At 50.5% G+C, this 19950-nt stretch carries 9 protein-coding genes; 5 read left to right on the forward strand and 4 right to left on the reverse strand.

All coding sequences use genetic code 11. From position 1 onward, the window contains the following. The first annotated feature begins 466 nt into the window (after positions 1-466). The gene (locus tag MRBLPE1_RS12090; protein ID WP_364145571.1) at positions 467-1036 is read left to right on the forward strand and encodes a hypothetical protein; all 570 of its coding nucleotides are present in this window, start codon (positions 467-469) and stop codon (positions 1034-1036) included. 54 nt (positions 1037-1090) lie between these two features. Further along, positions 1091-1684, forward strand: a complete 594-nt coding sequence (locus tag MRBLPE1_RS12095) for a thymidine kinase (RefSeq protein ID WP_364145573.1) — start codon at positions 1091-1093, stop codon at positions 1682-1684. A gap of 110 nt (positions 1685-1794) precedes the next feature. Here MRBLPE1_RS12095 and MRBLPE1_RS12100 read toward each other — a convergent pair whose 3' ends face one another. After that, on the reverse strand, positions 1795-2241 hold the full coding sequence (locus MRBLPE1_RS12100) for a tellurite resistance TerB family protein (RefSeq protein ID WP_364145575.1): 447 nt from the start codon (positions 2239-2241) through the stop codon (positions 1795-1797). Between the two features lie 288 nt (positions 2242-2529). Here MRBLPE1_RS12100 and MRBLPE1_RS12105 point away from each other — a divergent pair, with 288 nt between their 5' ends. Together MRBLPE1_RS12105 and htpG are read left to right on the forward strand one after the other, a co-directional pair. Continuing rightward, positions 2530-10026: a glycoside hydrolase family 3 N-terminal domain-containing protein gene (locus tag MRBLPE1_RS12105; protein ID WP_364145577.1), complete on the forward strand. Its 7497-nt coding sequence runs from the start codon at positions 2530-2532 to the stop codon at positions 10024-10026. A 1133-nt stretch (positions 10027-11159) separates the two neighbouring features. Beyond that, entirely contained in the window at positions 11160-13040 is a 1881-nt protein-coding gene (gene htpG / locus MRBLPE1_RS12110) for a molecular chaperone HtpG (protein WP_364145579.1), read from the forward strand. Between the two features lie 62 nt (positions 13041-13102). Here the strand turns inward: htpG and MRBLPE1_RS12115 are convergent, their stop codons facing one another. The 3 genes from MRBLPE1_RS12115 to MRBLPE1_RS12125 all read right to left on the reverse strand — a co-directional run bounded on the left by MRBLPE1_RS12115 (position 13103) and on the right by MRBLPE1_RS12125 (position 18335). Next, positions 13103-14647 (reverse strand): GGDEF domain-containing protein, encoded by a 1545-nt coding sequence (locus MRBLPE1_RS12115; RefSeq protein ID WP_364145581.1) that lies wholly within the window; start codon positions 14645-14647, stop codon positions 13103-13105. A 249-nt stretch (positions 14648-14896) separates the two neighbouring features. Further along, positions 14897-16525, reverse strand: coding sequence for a response regulator transcription factor (locus MRBLPE1_RS12120; RefSeq protein ID WP_364145582.1), 1629 nt, complete (start codon positions 16523-16525; stop codon positions 14897-14899). Continuing rightward, positions 16515-18335, reverse strand: a complete 1821-nt coding sequence (locus tag MRBLPE1_RS12125; RefSeq protein ID WP_364145584.1) for a sensor histidine kinase — start codon at positions 18333-18335, stop codon at positions 16515-16517. Before MRBLPE1_RS12125 ends, MRBLPE1_RS12120 begins: the two co-directional genes overlap by 11 nt. A 195-nt stretch (positions 18336-18530) precedes the next feature. Between MRBLPE1_RS12125 and MRBLPE1_RS12130 the strand changes: the two genes are divergently transcribed. Beyond that, complete coding sequence (locus MRBLPE1_RS12130; protein ID WP_364145585.1) at positions 18531-19895, forward strand: ABC transporter substrate-binding protein; 1365 nt, start codon at positions 18531-18533, stop codon at positions 19893-19895. Positions 19896-19950: the final 55 nt, after the last annotated feature.

The following is a 19950-nucleotide window of genomic DNA, read 5'->3' on the forward strand; positions in this document are numbered from 1 at the left end:
TAAAGCACACGGTAAAAACGCACAGCGACCGCAAGGGACTTGAATTTATAGTCCTGGCGGCCGCTGTTTTTTTATTCTGTGGGCCGCTAACGGGGCCAGCTAGCGTTAGTGTGCTTCTCGATGCTGTCTAGCAGGAACGCGTCAAATGAGGGGCTTATTATTTTTGCGGACCGAGCCGCCTTTACTCACGGCTCTCTTAAGGACCCCGTATATTATTTTATCGTCCGAATGCCGCATGAAACGCACATAATCCAAGGATCGCCGGCATAGCTTTAAAGAAAAAAAGAGGTGATCCTGTTATGATTGGCGGCATAGCCCTGGCAGCGCTCATTATCGTGTTGATTGTCGTTGCTAGCTCGGAACGAACGGAAGCGATTTTGCAAGAGATGAAGTAATCGCTAGTTTCGTTTATCTCTGATTTGGTATAATAGTAAGAAATTATACTGACGGATCGGAGGTATTCCATTTGGAGTTTACCTATGAAATTATTTCGGAGACCAATATCAATATTCGGTTTATATATGGCGGGGAATGGTTTACCTTCAACCTGTTTAACCGGGAAGGCCAGTGGGTGCTTCACCCGTTCGATTCATCCCTCATCCGCAACAAGGATATGAGCAGGCTTGTCATCACTGACCTGATACAGCATAGACCCTTTCAGGTTATGCTGGCCAAAGAAGGCATTATTTTATCGGAGCTGAATACATCGATTCCGCTGGGAAAGGAGCCGGAGTTTGAAGAGGAATACGAGGAGCTTCCTCGGATTGGACGGGGCTCGGATCGGATGTTCGACGAACAGCGGGGCCCCTCTAATCATGAAGACGTCGATATCGATCAATTAATCGAGGAAAATGAGCTGGAGGACCTGATCCGGCTGGAGCTTGGGCTAATCGAAGCGCGTCAAAATATGTACAATCAAATTTTACACCGGATGTTCATGGCTGATTTAGGTCCAACCGATCCCGAATTCCAAAAAATACAGCAAATCGTCAAAGCCTACGGCGAGGCGAAGTCAAGGCTTATGGCGATACAATAACGCCGCCGCTTCCTGTATAATAGGAGCATTGAACTGTTTTTGGAGGAGATTGGATTGGCACAGCTTTATTACAAATACGGCACGATGAACAGCGGCAAATCTTTTGAAATCATTAAAGTCGCCCATAACTACGAGGAACAAGGCAAGCAGGTGCTCATTTATTCGCCGTCCGTCAGCGCAAGAGGGAGCGTTGATCGCGTAGGCTCCCGCGTAGGCTTCGAGCGGGATGCGATTCCGGTCCAGGAGAATACGAACCTTTATGAGAGCGTGAAGGCTCATGTCGCGGCAGCGGTGCCGTCCAAAATTTATTGCGTGCTTATTGACGAGGCGCAGTTTTTGAAAAAACATCATATTCTGGAGCTGACCCAGGTCGTGGACGAGCTTAACATTCCGGTCATGGCCTTCGGGTTAAAAAATGATTTTCAGAACCAGCTGTTCGAAGGCAGCTATAATTTGCTCGTTCAAGCAGATAAAATTGAAGAAATTAAGACCATTTGCTGGTATTGCGACAGGAAGGCAACGATGGTCATTCGCTTTAATGACGGGCTGCCGATGAATGCCGGCGCGCAAATTCAGATCGGCGGGAATGAGGATTACAAGCCGGTCTGCAGACGCTGCTACAATGAGGCGTTCCGCAGCAAGGCCTAACTTAAAGCTGCCTGCACCCGAAAGGCCGCATCAATTTAATAGGCGCATACAAAGAACCTCCGGTCCCGCATTCGCAGCGGTGCCGGAGGTTCTTTTGCGTCGTTAGCGCATTATAGGTTGAATTCGCCCGGATTCAGACCAAGCGTCGTACAGATATCGCGTACGGCAGCTTGCTCGCTCGCGTCGAAATCGCCGTCTGCCGCGCCGATCGCGCTGCACACTCCTACGATTACCCGGCCAACCTCCGGTTTATTGCGGTATTTTGCAATGGCTTTAAGCGCTTCTTGCTTGCCGATCATGCCGTCAAACTCGATATTGCCTACAAAGTGGTTGAAACGGTTGATGACATCGCTCATATCAAAAACCTTCAGTTCTTCGCTGCGGCTGATGTAGCCCGCCATTTTTTGCTTTTCGTTCGCGTTGATGGAGCCGTCCGCTCCTGCTACGATGGCACAGCCTGCAACGACCGCATCCAAGAAATCTTTATTTTTTAATTTTTTGACCTGATCAGTTAGGCCTTGTTTGGTACTTGTCAGCCATGATGTAAATGAACTCATTTTGTTCAGCCTCCCGTATTGGAATTTTTTTGGTATATCTCTATTGTAAATACTTATGGGGGTAATTAGCAAATTTTGCGGAATAAAGTCTTTTTATGCGCATTCTTTATAAAGCCCTCTTCCTTCGAAAAGAGAACTTGATTCCCTGCTTAAGCGATATCGAAGCGATCGGTGGAACCGGTTGCAAATTGCCAAAAAACAACGCACATAATCACAAGAATGCGCCATATTTTCAAAGCCCTATCAATTTTATACTTGTAGGTATTAAAGTTTTGAGGAGGGTTTGGTTTGAAAAGAAAGATGTCGATGATGACGGCAATGCTTTTGGTCGTATCGCTAATGACGAGCCTTTTTTCGGTTGGTGCGACGCCATTGACGCAGTCCGGAGAAGGGTTTCCGGCGTATTTGGATCCGTCCAAAAGCGTAGATGCCCGGGCAGCGGATTTGCTTGCTAGAATGACACTAGAAGAACGTGCAGGACAAATGATACAGCCGGAGAAGGGCAATATTACGCCGGAGGAGGTTAAGCAGTATTTTATCGGCTCGGTGCTGAGCGGCGGGGGTTCCTTCCCGAATGGCAAGCAGCAGGACAGCACGCGCGAGAATTGGCAGACGCTCATAGACAGCTATCAGGACGGGGCGCTCTCAACGAGGCTTGGCATTCCGCTTTTGTATGGCGTGGATGGTGTCCATGGCCACAACAATGTGAAGGGAGCGACTTTGTTCCCGCATAATATCGGTCTCGGAGCAGCGAACAATGCGGAGCTCGTCAAGCGGATCGGCGCCGCAACCGCGAAGGAAATTCGTTCGACGGGCGCGAATTGGGATTTTGCGCCGACCATTGCCGCACCGCAGGATATTCGCTGGGGCCGTACCTATGAAGGCTACAGCGGCAGCCAAGCGATCTCCAAGGAGCTGGGCGCGGCATATATCAAGGGGCTGCAAGGAGAAACAGCAGCCGAGCGCAGCCTAACGAGCCATGTCGTTGGCGCCGCGAAGCATTTTATCGGCGAAGGCTATACGGATAACGGAACGAACCAAGGGAATGTGACGAAGTACACGGAGGATGAGCTGCTCGCTAGCGACTTGGCGATGTACAAGGCAGCGGTAGATGCCGGCGTGCAAACGGTCATGGCCTCGTACCACAGCATTCAGGGCTTGAAGATGCATGCGAACAAGCGGCTTCTTACCGATGTGCTCAAGGGAGAGCTTGGATTTAAGGGTTTTGTTATCTCGGATTACAATGCCATTCAGCAAATTACGCGTGATCAAGAGGGCAAGGCAGTGAGCGGTTTGAAAAACCAGCTGCTCGCTTCGGTTAACGCCGGCGTGGATATGTTCATGCTGACGGGCGATTGGAAAGCCAGCCTAAATCATTTGATTAACCTGGTGAAGGAAGGCAGCATTACGGAGGAACGCTTGAACGATGCCGTGCTGCGTATTTTGAAGGTAAAAATTTCATCCGGCCTGTTCGAAAATCCGAAGACGGATGCCGATTTGGCAGGCTACCTCGGCGCAGACGAGCACCGTGCGCTGGCGCGCCAAGCGGCTGCGGAGTCGCTCGTGCTTTTGAAAAATGACGTCGTGAACGGTACGCCGGTCATGTCTCAGCTAAAGGACATGGACAAGATTTTCGTAGCGGGCAAAAACGCGAACGATATCGGCAACCAATCAGGCGGCTGGTCGATTACATGGCAGGGCGCTTCCGGGGCGATAACGACCGGAACGACGATTTATGAAGGACTGAAAGAGGCCGCCGGCGCGGGCAAAACGGTAACCTACAACAAGCACGGCCGGGGAGCGGCGGGCTATGATGCCGCGATCGCGGTTGTAGGCGAGACGCCTTACGCGGAAACAACGGGAGACCGGACCAGCCTCAATCTCGATGAAGAGGATTTGGCGACGATTGCGAACATTCGGGCAGCCGATCCGAACATTCCTGTCATCGTGGTACTCGTATCCGGCCGTCCGCTCACGATCGCGGATCAAATGGATGACTGGGATGCGCTTGTGGCAGCATGGCTGCCGGGCACGGAAGGGCAGGGCGTTGCGGATGTGTTGATTGGGGATCAAGAATTCAAAGGGAAAAATCCGATCAAATGGCCATTTTATTTGACCAATTATCCGATTATGACTGAGGATAGCACGAATCTGCTGTTCCCTATCGGTTACGGCTTAACAAGCAGCCAAGCTACGCCTGCATTGCCGGCGAAGCCGGTGCAGCCGGAGCTGCCTTCGCTTCCGGTACCGGGCAAAATCGAGGCTGAGGCATTTGCGGCGAAGAGCAGCGGTTTGAACACTGAGGATACGCAGGATACGGGCGGCGGCAAAAACGTCGGTTGGACTTCTGGAGGCGCGTGGCTGGATTACACCGTTAGGGTGAGTGAGCCAGGCACTTATAAAGCGGCTTTCCGTTATGCAGGCAACGGGGGCGCGACTGGCATCAAAGTGAAAACGGAAGACGGAGCAACGGCGGGTACCTTGAATGTGGGCTCAACCGGCGGCTGGCAGAACTGGCAAACGGCCGAGGTTGAAAACATCGTACTGAGCAAAGCAGGCTTGCAAAAGCTAAGATTAGAGTTTATTGCGGGAGATATCAACTTTAACTGGTTGGAGTTCACCCGCACGGGCGATGTGCCAGCCGGCGGCGGTGGCGGCACGACAGATCCGGGGGATGGCGGAGGAAATGAACCATCGCTGATCAACGGGGCTGTTGAAGCTTGGATTTCGAGCGAGCGTGACGCGGGCGACCGCAAATGGTATTACGCCGACCGTTACTTGGATGGGGACAAGAAGCTGGAGAAGCAGGCAAATCTTGACCTGACGCTCCCGAGTGACAGCGCGGCAACGACGATTACGATTGATCCGGACAAGAAATACCAAACGATGCTCGGTATCGGATCTTCCATGGAAGAAGCAACGATTCATAATCTGGTCAAAATGTCGCCCGAGAAGCAGACGGAATTGCTTCGCAAGCTAATCGACAAGGATAACGGCATCGGCATGAGCATGATTCGTCTGACCATAGGAACATCGGATTTTACGGCACAAAAGTTTTATTCCTATGATGATTTGCCTGCGGGCGAGACCGATGTTGAGTTAAAGAAATTCTCGATTCAGAAGGATATTGATTTCGGTATCATCGGAACGGTTAAGAAGATGCAAGCGATCAATCCGGATCTGAAGTTCTTTGCCTCGCCATGGAGCCCTCCGGGCTGGATGAAAACAACCGACAGTATGGTTAGAGGGCAGGTGAAGGAAGAGTATCTTCCGGTTCTCGCTTCCTATTACGTGAAGTATCTTGAGGCTTACGCGGAGCAGGGGATCTACTTCGAAGGCATGACGCTGCAAAACGAGCCGCTTCTCGAAATTGATTATCCGAGCACGGCCATGTCATGGCAGCAAGCATCTAGGCTTTCGAAGCTGCTGCACGCGAAGCTGGATCAGCACGGCAACGCCAAGATCAAAAACGTGAAGCTGTGGATGTTCGACCACAACCCGGGCGACACGATGGCTTATCCGGCGCAAATTCTCGGCAATCCCGTGGATGGCGCTTACGATGCGATCGAAGGAACGGCATTCCATGATTATGGAGGCGAGCTGTCCATGATGACAGAGCTTCATAAGCTGTTCCCGGAAAAAAGCGTATATTTGACGGAGCGGGCCGTCTGGGGCACAGCAGGCGCCGACCGGATCGCGCAATATTTCCGCAATTATGCAAAGAGCTATAACAGCTGGGTTACGATGCTGGACAGCGATATTTCAACTCATCAATGGGTGGGTATTCCTGATCCGACACCGGTGGTGCAGGATTCCTCGAATCCGGATAACTACTGGCTGCTGCCCGAGTATTACTTGATGGGGCAATACACAAAGTTCGTGAGGCCTGGTTATGTGCGCATTGACAGCAACTACGGATCGGCTTCGACCGTGACGAACGTTGCTTTTGCAAGCCCGGACGGCAAAGAAATCGTCACGGTTGTCACCAACCAAACGAATGATCCGCAGCCATTCAAGGTGTTGGTTGACGGACTGCAAATCAATGCGGTTATTCCGGCGAAATCGACCGCAACCTATCGCTGGGACCGTACGCAGATTACAATCGTGCCGGCAGCTATCGACGCAACGCGTTTTGCTTCGGCAGAGGGTCAATATCAGGTTAATCCAAGCGGTTACCTCGGCTCCTTCGCAGCAGATGGTACAGCTTCGTTTGACTATGTCGTTCATGTCGCGGAAACGGGCGACTATGATTTGGATTTGGCGCTGGCGGGCTACCAAACGGACGGCTCGGTAAGCTTTAAGCTGGATGGCGAGCCTCTCGTTACGCTTCCGGTAAAGCAGACGACGTACCAATGGGAATATTTTGCCAATCAACGCACGAGGGTTACCCTGCCGGAGGGTACGCATAAATTAACGATGACGGTTGGCAAAAACGATTACAACATCAAGAGCATTACGTTCTCGAAAGCGGATGCGGAGCCGATTCAGCTCCCGGCACTTATCGAGGCAAGCAAATTCAAGGCATCTTTAAATGTGCTCGTAAATGGTTCGGCGGTGAGCTACGCAGATCCAAACGATTGGCTGGAGTATCAGGTACAGGTTCCGGCGGATGGCAGCTACGGCATCGCGTATCACTATGCGACAACGAATGAGGGTGCTAAAGCGGAGCTTTCGATCGGAGACGAGGTACTTTCTACGACTGCGCTTCCAAAAACCGCAAGCTGGGATTCATGGGCTACGGCGGCGGATACCGTCAACTTAACCGCGGGTATTCACAACCTGCGCGTTCGGATCGTCGATAAGGGCTTTAATTTGAACGCGCTGGCTGTCGGACCGGCTATCCTTGCGGATGCGGCTGTGATTTCGGAAGGCGCGGAAGCAGGGCAAGAAGTAATCGTTCAACTACTTAACGATATTTACAAAGAGGAATTAACGGTATCGAATTGGTCGATCGAAGGACTTGCGGGAACGGTGGTAGACAGCGTCTATCGCGAAGCTGACGATACGGCTAGGCTGGTTTTAGGTGGAGCGTCGGCCAGCGATTATGACTCTGACCGTACGGCAACCGTTACGGCGAGCGTATATGAAGCGGCAGCTGGCGGCGCAGGCGGAACGATGAGCTCCAGGGTTATTTTTAAGGCCGTTGATGATGCGGAATCCTTGTCGCTGTCCGAAAACGCGATTGCTTACGGCGTGGATGGCAAAGAGCTTATTCTTACGCTGGCTGGCGGAAGCTTTGCGGCAGACCAGCTGGATAAGATTGCTTTATCGGGACCAGCCGTAGCGCAAGGCGGCGTATCGCTCCGCGGAGCAGAGCTTCTCAGCCCAACAAGCGTGAAGCTGACGCTGAATTGGAACGAAACCGTTTATTACAATGAGCTGGAGCTTCAGGTTAACGTTCCTGTCCAGGCCTACGATGATTCAACGGGCGGAACGACGCTAACGGCAAAAACGGCTCTGCGGGGAACCGAAAACGTAAAAACACCGATGAATCTCCTGAGCTTTGATTCGCTTGCCGAGTTCAACAGGCTAAAAGGGTATGCGGTCACGGGAACAGGCAGCTCAGCAAAATTATCGCAAATCGATTCAGGCGATTACGCGGATTATTTGGTAAATGTACCGGAAGCCGGCTCCTATGTCGCAACCTTCAAGGTGACGTCAAACAGCCAGGTTGTAAACGGAATCGTGCTGGAGGCGCAGAATGGCGCGGTCCGGAAAACGCTGACCGTACCGAATTTGTATAATCAAGTGGTGGAAATGCGCGTGGTTTTGGAGCTGAATGCGGGCGATCAGAAGCTGCGCATCGCATCCGGCGCATCCGGTTATGAGCTGAGAGGCATTAATTTTGAGCCGCACGCGGTACAAGTGATGGATCAAAGCGCCGCCATGAAAATCGAAGCGGAAAGCTACAGCCGTGCGGATGCGGCAGCCGTTCAAAGCAACATGAACGGAGAAACGCTCTTGTTCAAAAACGTGGGCTTTATCGCCGCGGCAGGCTCGTTATATTTTGACGTAAATATTGCAAAATCTGGCTTCTATAAAGTGACTTACCGTTACGCGACGCCGCAAGGAGGCGTAAGCGGTTCGCTGTCGGTGAACGGCAGCAAGCTGTCGGCTACACCGCTAGGCGCAAGCGGCGGTTGGGATGCTTACGTAGAAACCTCCGGCATTGTCCAGCTTGCAGAGGGCGCGCAGACGCTGCAATTCACAAGCAATAATGACGGAGCGAATCTGGATTGGATCGTACTGGAGGAAACGGAGGCGGTTGCGCCAATTACAGGCATTGCCGCGCTTCCGACAGCTTCCCTTAAAGCAGGCGCCTACACTGGGCCAAAAGCGGTAACGCTGGCATCGGCAACGGAAGGGGCTGCCATCTACTATACGACAGACGGCTCACTGCCAAGCCGCACGAACGGTACGCTTTATAGCGCTCCGCTTAAGCTGAACGATTTGACCGTGCTTCGTACAATCGCAATTAAAGAAGGCATGAAAGACAGCTTTATCGCACCGTTCACGTATGCGATTACGCCTGGAGAGGAACCGCCGACGCCAACTCCGGGACCTGAAGCAACACCGGCGCCAACCGCGCCGACCGGCTCAGGAAATGAAACGGACGGCAAAACGATTGCCGCACCGGCACCGGTAGTGGATGCTTCAAGCGGTTTAGGCAAAACCGTAATCAGCCAGGCGATGATTGACGGCGTAAGGAAGCCTGGGCAAGAGCCAAGCGCCACCGTTCAAACCATTACCATCGAGGTTCCGAGTGTGAGCGAAGCAAACGGTTATGAGGTGCAATTGCCGAAGGCGGCGATCAGCGAGGCTGCGCTTACGGTTCGGTTTGAGATTAAAACGGGAACAGGCACCATCATCGTTCCTAGCCATATGTTGAAGCCGCTTGCCTCGGACGCGGCAAACGTATCTCTTGTGATCGCGAATTCGGACAAAACGAAGCTTAGCGAAGAAGCGCGCAGCGCAATCGGCAGCCGTCCGGCGGTCGAGCTGAATCTTTACGTGAACGGCGTGAAAACGGAATGGAGCAATCCGGAAGCTGCCGTAAACGTATCGCTCCGCTACAGCCCAAGCGCAGAGGAACTGCCGGTGAGCGAGCATATTACGGTATGGTACGTTGACGCTGCCGGCCAGGTTATCGCAGTGCCAAGCGGAAAATATGTGAAAGAGCAGGGGGCTGTAACCTTTGCGGTCAACCATTTCAGCAGCTATGGTGTTGTGCTCGTGAACAAATCGTTTGATGACCTAGGAAAGCATGCTTGGGCGAAGCAAGCGATTGAAGTGATGGCTTCCAAGGGCGTCATAAACGGCGTGTCCGAAAAAGCTTACGCACCGGCGCAGAAGGTGAAGCGCGCAGACTTTATTAAGCTGCTTGTTCATACGCTCGGTCTAAGCGCAGCCGTTGAGGGCAGCAGCTTTACCGATGTGGCGGAGGACGTTTACTATTACGACGAGGTTGTCATTGCGAAGAAGCTGGGCATCGTGACAGGCCGCTCGGACGGCGCTTTTGACCCGAATGCGGCCATTACAAGGCAGGAAATGATCGCGATGACAGCCAGAGCATTAAACGTTTCCGGCAAAAAGCTGCAAGCAGGCAGCGTGGATCAGCTGAAATCCTTTACGGATTTGAAGCAGCTTGCTCCGTTTGCAGCAGATAGCGCCGCTTTGCTTGTCGCGAACGGTATCGTAAAAGGCGACGGCTCCAAGCTGAACCCGCTCGGCCATACAACCCGCGCGGAAGCGGCTGTCATTATGTATGCGATTTATAACAAGTAGCAAATTTAGCAAGTGAAAATAAGCTGTCCCGCAGGCGTTGCGCCTTCCGGGACAGCTTATTTTCTTTTGCGCAGCTTTTCCAAGCTCCCCCTGATGCTTGAGCCAGCTGCGTCGCATCCTATTCGACATCGGCTCATCGCAGAAACTGCAGTGTAGCGAGGGAGCAACGCCCTATCGCGCAAGGGCAACAACCCCTATCGGACAAAGGCAGTAGCACAAGCTACGGCCATTGCAGAAAGTACTCTGAAACCTTACATAAGCTCCGCTAGAAGGAGCTACATTGCAGAAAATACAACAGAAACCTTAATAACCCCCGCCAGAAGGAGCTACGCTGCAGAAAATACAACGTAAACCGCCACTAACCGGCTAATTTGTTTGAAACCCGAGATTCTGCTGCACAAACTACACTGTAGCGCGAGGAAAGTGTTACAAAAGCTGATTAAGTTGCACAAACTGCAATGTAGCTGGAGGGAGGCATAATAGTTTTTTTAGATTGCTCGTCACGCCCATCGCCCATCGCCCAGTGCCCATTGCCCAGTGCCCAGTGCCCAGTGCCCAGTGCCCAGTGCCTACTGTTAGCGGCACTATCAGCCTTCACTGCAGAAAGTACAACAGAAACCTTACATACCACCGCACGAAGAAGCTACGCTGCAGAAAATACAACGTAATCCGCCACTAACCAGCTATTTCGTTTGAAAACCGAGATTCTATTGCACAAACTGCACTGTAGCGCGAGATAAGTGCTCCAAAAGCTGACTACATTGCACAAACTGCAGTGTAGCAAGGGACGGAGCTTCCGAAAGCAGATTGTGTTGTGCGAGCTTCCGCGAAAAGTTTTATACGCACCAAAATCGTTACCGCGAGCTGCTTAAAAAACCGTTTTACGAGGAGTTGTTTTAAGTATGGAACGGAGCTGCCTAAAGGTGAAGAACCTGCGGTCAGCTCCTTTTTATGGATTTTTAAGGAAGCGGGTTGACATTGAAAAATAGTTTATGTTATATACAAAGAGGGATTAGCACTCAGAGAGTTTGAGTGCTAATATATAGGATGACGGTTTAACAAAGCTAGGCCAAGCCATCCTGTCACATATCCATAATGATTTTATAATCGACGAATGGAAAGGGGATCTATCCATGTCCAAAAAACAGTTCAAAGCAGAATCGAAACGATTGCTGGAAATGATGATTAATTCCATTTATACGCAGCGCGAAATCTTCCTGAGAGAGCTGATCTCCAATGCGAGCGACGCTATCGACAAGCTGTATTACAAAGCCTTAACCGATGAGCAGTTGGTGTTCAACAAAGAGGATTATTACGTCAAAGTGGTGGCTGACAAGGCGAACCGGACGCTGACGATTACAGATACAGGTATTGGAATGTCCAAGGAAGAGCTTGAGAACAACCTTGGCGTAATCGCGAAGAGCGGTTCCTTTGCTTTCAAGAATGAAAACGAGCTGAAGGACGGCCATAATATTATCGGTCAGTTCGGCGTAGGCTTCTATTCCGCGTTCATGGTGGCGGACGTCGTTACCGTAACAACGAAGGCTTTCGGCAGCGACGAAGCTTTCAAATGGGAGTCGACGGGTGCGGACGGCTATACGGTCGAGCCGGCGGAGAAGGCTTCGCCAGGTACCGAAATCGTGCTGAACATCAAGGAAAACACCGAGGACGACCAATACGATGAGTACTTGGAAGAATATCGCCTAAAATCGATCATCAAAAAATATTCCGATTTTATCCGTTATCCGATCAAGATGGACGTGAAGGGACAGCGTCCGAAGGCAGACAGCGAGAACGAATTCGAGGAATACCAGGAAGAGCAAACCGTCAACAGCATGGTGCCGATCTGGCGCAAAAACAAAAACGAGCTTACGCAGGAGGACTACGACCAGTTCTACTTCGAGAAGCGTTACGGCTTCGATAAACCGATCAAGCATCTGCATATCAGCGCGGACGGCGCGGTCGTCTACAATGCGATCTTGTACATTCCGGAAAATACGCCTTTCGACTACTATACGAAGGAATATGAGAAAGGGCTGGAGCTTTATTCGAATGGCGTGCTGATTATGGATAAATGCTCGGACCTGCTCCCGGATTATTTCAGCTTCGTGAAAGGGATGGTCGATTCCGAGGACCTATCGCTTAATATCTCGCGCGAGATGCTCCAGCATGACCGCCAGCTGAAGCTGATCGCCAAAAACATCAACAGCAAAATCAAAAGCGCGCTGCTTGGCATCCTGAAGGATGACCGCGAGAAATACGAGACCTTCTACAAAGGTTTCGGAAGACAGCTGAAGTTCGGCGTATACAACGACTACGGCATGAATAAAGAAGTGCTGCAGGATCTGCTGCTGTTCCACTCCTCCAAAGAGAAGAAGCTGGTTACGCTTGACGAGTACGTGTCGAGAATGAGCGAGGACCAGAAGTATATCTACTACGCTTCAGGCGAGTCGATCGAGAGAATCGAGCGATTGCCGCAGACGGAGATGGTTTCCGACAAAGGCTACGAAATCCTTTATTTCACGGACGACATTGATGAATTCGCGATCAAGGTTGTAGCGAAGTACAAGGATAAGGAGTTCAAGTCGGTATCCAGCGGCGATCTAGGCATCGAAGCCGACGAGAAGGATAAGGAAACGGCGGAGGAGCAGGAGCAGCATAAAGAGCTCTTTGAGCAAATGAAAGAGATCCTGCAGGATAAAGTAAAGGCCGTTAAAGCGTCAAAACGCCTGAAATCGCATCCGGTGTGCTTGTCCACCGAGGGCGAGGTTACGATCGAAATGGAAAAAATATTGAAGGCGATGCCGAACAGCCAAGACGTGAAAGCGGACAAGGTGCTGGAAATCAACGTGAACCATGAAATTTTCGCAGCGCTCAAAGATGCCCATGGCAATGACCAAGCGAAGCTCAGCCTTTATACGAGCCTGCTCTACAACCAGGCGCTGCTCATCGAGGGCTTGCCGATTCAAGATCCGGTTTCGTTCACGAATGATATCTGTAAAGTAATGGTGTAATGCAAGGAATAAGCGTAAACAAAACAACCTGTACGGCTCAATGCCCGTGCAGGTTGTTTTGTTTACAGCGCTAACGTATGGTCTGATTTTTTGGTATCGCGGCCATAAAGGCTGTAGGTATTTTTACCGCTGCGTTTGGCATGGTAAAGAGCCTGGTCTGCGCAGGTATAAAGCCGTTCAGAGTCCTCGGCGTGTTCAGGCGAAATCGCAATTCCAATGGAGGCCGTAATACACAAGCTTTTTACGACATCCATTCCTTGAATTTCGCAAGGCCGTTTCAGCTCGTCAATAATATGGCTGGCCGTATCCAAAGCTTCCTGTGTATTTTCGATATGGTTCAGAATCACGACGAACTCATCGCCGCCTAAGCGTGCTGCCACGGCAGTTGGACTCGTGACCGCAGAGCGGATTCTTTTGCCAACCTCTTTAAGAAAGATATCGCCGGCATCATGCCCAAGGGTGTCATTGACCATTTTGAAATGATCCAGATCGATGTGCAGCAGCGCTGTTTTTCTCTGTTTTTTCTTGTTTTTCTCGATACTCGCGATAAGAGAGCTTTCAAAAGCCGCTCGATTGGATAGTCCCGTCAGCAAATCATGGGAAGCTAAGTACATGGGTCTTGCTACCAGCCTAGTGATGATGTAAGAAATGATGAGCGCTATGGCGATGGTTGCTAAAAGCTGAAGCAGGAATACCTGCTTGTTTTGATTCAATTGGTTTTGCAATTCCTGTTCATTGTAAACGATTTCAATAATTCGTTGATCAGTAAAACGGGTCGCCTCGTCGTCATATTCGATAGAATAGGGCACATAGCGATAGGTAACCGGGTAACCGTCCCGTACTCCGGAAATTTCCTGTACTTTGGTTTCGTTGAATGCTTTGCTAAAGGCAGGCATATTTTCACTCGATACGACGAGGGATCTTCCGTCTTCGCCCATTTTCCCGATCGATTTGCCCGTTGTCGTAAACACAGTAATGTCGTTAATATAGCTATATTTTTGAATGAGGCTGCTGCTGATATCGAGAAAATTAAAGCTTTGGAAGATTGGATTGCTTTCCAGATATACGCCAAGCTCGATTAAATACTTATGATCGGGGGTAGGGACGTAGCTGTATTTTCTAATTTTCCCCGTATTCGTTTCTTGATCGAGCCCGTCTGCTACGAATTGATCCCCTTGCAGCCTCTCCTTCAGAAGTTTGGAAAATGAGCTCTCGTCTTTAAAGCTCAGCCCGATATCCATAACAAAGCTGCTGTATAGGACGGTATGCGTCGTATCAATGATGTAGATATCCATGCCGTCTGCTTCTTTTTTCAGCTCTTGGTAATCCCAGGAAGCCAAATCAGGATTGCCTTGGTATTTTTGAAGCAGCGAATCGGAGTTGGTTTTCATTTTTTTCTCAATGTCTTGATCAAAAATTTGGAATGCCTTGTCTGCAGCCGAGACGGCGGAAACGACCGTATCTTCTACCAAAGCGGATTCTCGTTTATAGCCCGTTATCAGGTTATCTTTTAAACGATGCTGGTCGACCAGCGACACACTGAGCGTCAATAAAATACTGAAAATGCCCATAATGGTCATTAGTTTAGATTTGAAACGAAACGGCATGGCATAACCTCCTTGAAGCTGTAAAATTGCTAGGTCTAATGACCTAATCTATTTATCGGCTTACAAGTCTGTTTCATTAACAAATTATGAGAAATTGTAAAAAAAGGGCTAAATCGCAAGGTCTAGAACCTTGAGACAGCCCTTTTTTCAAAATATAAGAAAGTATAAATTTGAACCTTATACGATGCTTTTATTTCACCGCGAAACGAGCTTTTGCCGCCAAGGACGGCGTCAGCCGTTTACGCTTGTTCATTCCGCATTGTAATTTTTCTGATACTGGCGCGGCGTCAGCCCCGTCCATTTCTTGAAGGTCGAGCTGAAGTGGCGCTCCTCCTGGTAGCCGACCAGCTTGGATACGGCGTAAATTTTGTAGCTTTGACGCAGCAGCTCCTTGGATTGCTCTACGCGGTATTGGTGCAGGTAATCCAAGAAATTAACGCCAAGCTCCTGCTTGAAGAGCGAGCTGAGATAAGAATTGCTGACGAAGGTTTCTTTGGCTGCGAGCTCGAGCGTGAGATTGGTATTATATCTTTGTTTGATAAGCTCGATCGTGGCGTGAACCGTGCGATGAAGCGACTTCTGGTTCGACACCGCCTCGACGATGCTTTGCACTATTTTTTGCAATACGACGGAGCAGTCGTCAAGCGTCTCCATGTTAGGGATTTGCTCCATCCAGTTTACGAAGCTGTCCTGCCATTCAATAGAAGCAACCTTGCGTTCCTTGGCGAACTTCTGCAGCTCGAGGATCAAGCTTGTTGACCGCAAATGGACCTCGGCCTTCGTATAGCCGGAATTGCTCCGGATATGGGACATGCTCGCTTCAATGGCATCGACTGTCTGCTCATACTGCTCATTTTGCAGCGAAACGAGCAATTCCTTCTCCATGCGATGAAGGAAAGGATCATCCAGAATGGAGGTTTTCGAGGTTTGTTGTTTGTCTGCCCCCGCATAAAAGAAAATGCCGCCCCGTCCTTGATAGAATCGTCCTTCCATCGCCTCAAGCGCTTCTTGATAGCCGATATGGGCAAAATCGACGGAGGCTTGGGCTGCGCTGATCGATATGCTGATGGATAGCTTTAAATAGGATTCCAGATTGCTCTGCAGCAGCTTCATCGCGCTCCCGATCGCTTCGAGCGTGGCATGGTCCGGTAAATTGCCGACCCACAGCATTTCGTCGCCGTGACGGAATACTTCAAGGTTCCCATCATATAGAGGGCGAAGCGTCTCGCCCGTAATATTTAGCAGCGCGTAGCGGATGAGCTCTAAATCCCGTTTGGAGGCTGCCGCGTTAGGCCCCTTGCTTGCATCGATCCGAATAATCCCAACCTGGATTTTCCCGGACAGGAGGGCCATCTCGACCTCGTTCATAACGCTTAGGCGGTTCTCAAGCGGCATTAAAGGCTGCTGAATCCACTGGGACAATATTTGATTTTTCAGCAGATGGATATTGCGGTTCCAGCTTTGGTTCAGAGCGTTAACCGCTTTATCCTCATTCTCGGAGGCCTCGATTTTTTGCTTCAATTCCAAAATAACGCGTACGATATCATGCGGCATGCAGGGCTTCAAAAGATAATCCGATACGCCGAGCTTGATGGCTTCCTTCGCATATTCGAACTCGTCATAGCCGGTAAGCAGCACGGAGCGGAAATCATGCCCGGCGGCTTTGGCTTCCCTAATCAAATCAAGGCCGTTTAGGTGGGGCATGCGGATATCGGTCAGCAGCAAATCCGGCGGGTTATTATGGATCATTTCCAAAGCCTGACGGCCGTTCTCGGCTTCGCCGGCAATTTCTATGCCATAAAGCTTCCAATCGACAAGGGTAAGAATACCTTCCCGGAACGATTGCTCATCCTCTGCAATGATCATTTTAAGCGCCATGTGACATGCCCCCTTGTTTGATTCGTATTTGGACTCTTGTGCCGAGGCCCTCCCGGCTTACGATCTCGAATTCCGCATGCTCATAAAATAAAGCGAGTCTCTCTTTAATATTGGAGAGCGCCATCCCCGAGTGCGGCCCGTTCGTCTGCAAAGCCTGCATCGGCTCATCGATCGGCGCTTGATTTAAGCGCTGGACCTGGGCCTCCGGCATGCCGGGACCGTTATCCGAGACCTCAAAAATAATAAGCGAGTCTTCTTTATAAGCCTTTACGTGAATGTGTCCATTGCCGCCGGAAGGCTCAATCGCATGGATGATGGCATTCTCAACTAAGGGCTGAAGGAGCAGCTTCGGCATGCGGAAATGCCGGATGGACGGCTCCAAGTCAATCTCGAAATTGAACCGTGAAGTGAAGCGCTTCTTTTGCAAAAACAAATAATTCCGCACCAGCTCTATTTCATGCTCCAGCGCCACCAGGTCATTGCCGCTGTTGAGGCTTAAACGGAATACCTGCGAGAGCGAAACGACCATTTCGGATATTTCCTTATCACCTTTCTGTACGGCGCTCCAATTGATCATGTTCAAGGTGTTGTATAGGAAATGCGGATTGATTTGCGATTGCAGCGCCTTCAGCTCGGCTTCCTTCTGCTTCAGCCTTGATGCATAAACGTCATCGATTAAGGTCTTAATTCGTCCAACCATCGTATTATACAGATGTCCAAGCCTGCCGATCTCGTCGTTGCCGTTAAAGTGGACCCGCTGCGTAAAATCTCCCGTTTGAAGCGCCCTCATCGAAAACATCAGCTTCTTCATCGGATTCGTAATAATGCGGGCGATGACCCAAGAGACGATGACCGTAATCAATGTGACGACAGCCATAATGGAGAAGGTGACAGAGCCGATATGCTTCAGCTCCAGCACCAGCTTGCTGCGATCCTGAATGACGACGGTATGCCAGCCGGTAATATCCGAAACGGAGTCGGAGACGATATATTTTTTGTTTTTCTTTAATACGGCCAGGCCTCGTTCAGGATGAACCGTCGCCGTATCCTCCTGGTCGAAAACGGGCAGCAGCGTGATGGGCTTGCCAATCCACTGCATATCGGTCGCGGCGAGGACGATGCCCTGATCGTTCATGATGAACTGCGCGGCGTCCTCATTGTCATGGTACAAGGTCTTGCTCAGCTTATCCGCATCCATCCCTATGACAAGCAGGCCGCTGCGCGCATAGTTGTAATAATTTTTGTAGGGCTTGATTAAGACGATTTTGTGATGGTAATCACCCGGCAAAATATAATCCGAGGGATAGAACATATCCCAGATTTGCCCGGAGGGCGTCTCCGACAATCGTTCGTAATAGCGTGTTTTGGAAAAACCTTCAAAGCTGATAGCGCTTGCAATTCCGGTTTGCGTAATGGCAAACGGCTGCCCCGATCCAACCTCCTGCGTTGTCGGATAAAGGATGAGCGACTGAATGGATTCGTCAGTAACCATGAGCGGCAGCAAATTTTTGAACACCTGGTCGCGGCGCTGGGGCGTATCCCCGTTCATGACCATGCTTTGAACCGTCGGATTCAAAAACAAATAATTGGAGAAACTCAATGTGCTTTTGGCAAAATAGTCCAGCTGGTCCTTTGTCTTGATCGCCATATTTAATTGGGATTGGCGAAGCTTATCCACGACCTCTCCGGAGGCGATGAAATACGAATATAACCCGGTAATGCCAACGGTAACGATCAAGAGGGGAATCACTAAGGTTAGCAATTTTCGCTGCAGCGTAATATGTCGAAATGGAGGAAAAAGAGCCTTCATGCCTATCCCCTTTAGCCATTCAAATTTGTGATTTCAGTATACCAAGAATTAAATCCAGGCAGGGGGTTTTTGCCCATGATCCAAAAAATGAGGCATCTATTCTAAATTATGGCTCATATTTTGGCACCTAAGTTACACGTTATAATGGGTGCAGAACAGGGAACGCCTGGTCAACTAAATAAAGGTGGGGTAGCGATGAAAAAGATATGGATTACGCTCGTTGCGGTGCTCATGGTTTTCACTGTGGCAGCATGCAGCTCCGGCAATAACGGCGCGAATGGGAATAAGGGCACGGCGCCAAGCCCGGACAATGAAGCGAAGGAAACGGCAGCCGCGAATGAAAGCAAGGATGCCGAGCAGGTCACGCTTAAGTTTTTTACGGCCCTGGCCGATCGCTCTAACGGAGCAGGTAAAATCGAGCAAGCCATTATCGATAGCTATATGGCAGAAAACCCGAATGTGAAAATCGAAGTCGAAGCGCTGCAAGATGAGCCTTACAAAGCAAAAATCAAGGTTTATGCATCGACCGATGCGGTTCCCGACATTATTCAAGCATGGGGCCAGACCTCCTTCATCAAGCCGCTTATCGATAACAACATGCTGCTGGAGCTGAACGAAGCCGAGTTCGAGAGCAGCAAATTCGTGCCGGGCGCGAAGGATGGATTCTCGCAGGACGGCAAGCTGTACGGCTTGCCGCGCGGTACCGATTTCTTGGTTATCTACTATAACAAGAAGCTGTTTGACGACAATGGCCTGATGGTGCCGACAACAACGGCAGAGCTGCTTGAAGTATCGAAGCAGCTAAGGGCAAAAGGCATTAACCCGATGGCTACGAACGCTATGGAAGGCTGGTCGCTGCCGATCTGGTTCGAATATGCGGCACAGCGCCATACAGGCGATTTCAACAAAATGGATGCGGTATTGAACGGCGAAGGCAAATTCTCCGGCGATGCGGACTTCCTCGCGGCGGCGCAGGATATTGCGGCTTTGGCAGATAACAAAGGACTGTCGGACGGCTTCATGACAGCGGACTACGGCACATCCCGCAACCTGTTCGGCCAAGGCCAAGCGGCAATGTATGTGATGGGCAACTGGGAAGCCGGCCTGGCAACAGACGAGAATTTCCCGGAGGAGTTCCGCAATAACGTAGGCGCAATCTCGTATCCGGCGTCCGATAAAGGCAAAGCCACAGACGTAGCGGCATGGTACGGCGGCGGATATTCCGTATCCAAAAATTCGAAGCATCCGGAAGAAGCGGTAGCCTTCCTGAAATATTTCTTCGCGCCTGAGAACTGGGCGAAGCAGGTTTGGGAAACAGGCTCCGGTACGCCGGCGCAAAAGTTTGATCAATTTTTGACGGGCAACGAGACGGCTCTGCAAAAACAATTGGTTGATATTTTCAGCGCCATGACTTCTTCCAGCGGGACACCGGTCCATGATAATGGCACGGATGAGTTCAAAACAAAGGTGATGGAAGCTCATCAGAAGCTGTTCGGCAAGCAAATTACGCCGGAGCAATTTTTAACGGAGATGGATGCGGCAGTCGCTGTATTGAAGTAAGAGATTAACCTGATAGCTGAGGGGCAGCCGAATCCCATTAACCTGCCCCCTTCTA

This window comes from Paenibacillus sp. LPE1-1-1.1 (genome assembly GCF_040676435.1).
Classification (GTDB): Bacteria; Bacillota; Bacilli; order Paenibacillales; family Paenibacillaceae; genus Pristimantibacillus.

Excerpts from the sequence above, each read along its gene's own strand:
- MRBLPE1_RS12100 (WP_364145575.1), bottom strand. The coding sequence starts at position 2,241 with ATGAGTTCATTTACATCATGGCTGACAAGTACCAAACAAGGCCTAACT.
- htpG (WP_364145579.1), top strand. The coding sequence starts at position 11,160 with ATGTCCAAAAAACAGTTCAAAGCAGAATCGAAACGATTGCTGGAAATG.
- MRBLPE1_RS12115 (WP_364145581.1), bottom strand. The coding sequence starts at position 14,647 with ATGCCGTTTCGTTTCAAATCTAAACTAATGACCATTATGGGCATTTTC.
- MRBLPE1_RS12120 (WP_364145582.1), bottom strand. The coding sequence starts at position 16,525 with ATGGCGCTTAAAATGATCATTGCAGAGGATGAGCAATCGTTCCGGGAA.
- MRBLPE1_RS12125 (WP_364145584.1), bottom strand. The coding sequence starts at position 18,335 with ATGAAGGCTCTTTTTCCTCCATTTCGACATATTACGCTGCAGCGAAAA.
- MRBLPE1_RS12130 (WP_364145585.1), top strand. The coding sequence starts at position 18,531 with ATGAAAAAGATATGGATTACGCTCGTTGCGGTGCTCATGGTTTTCACT.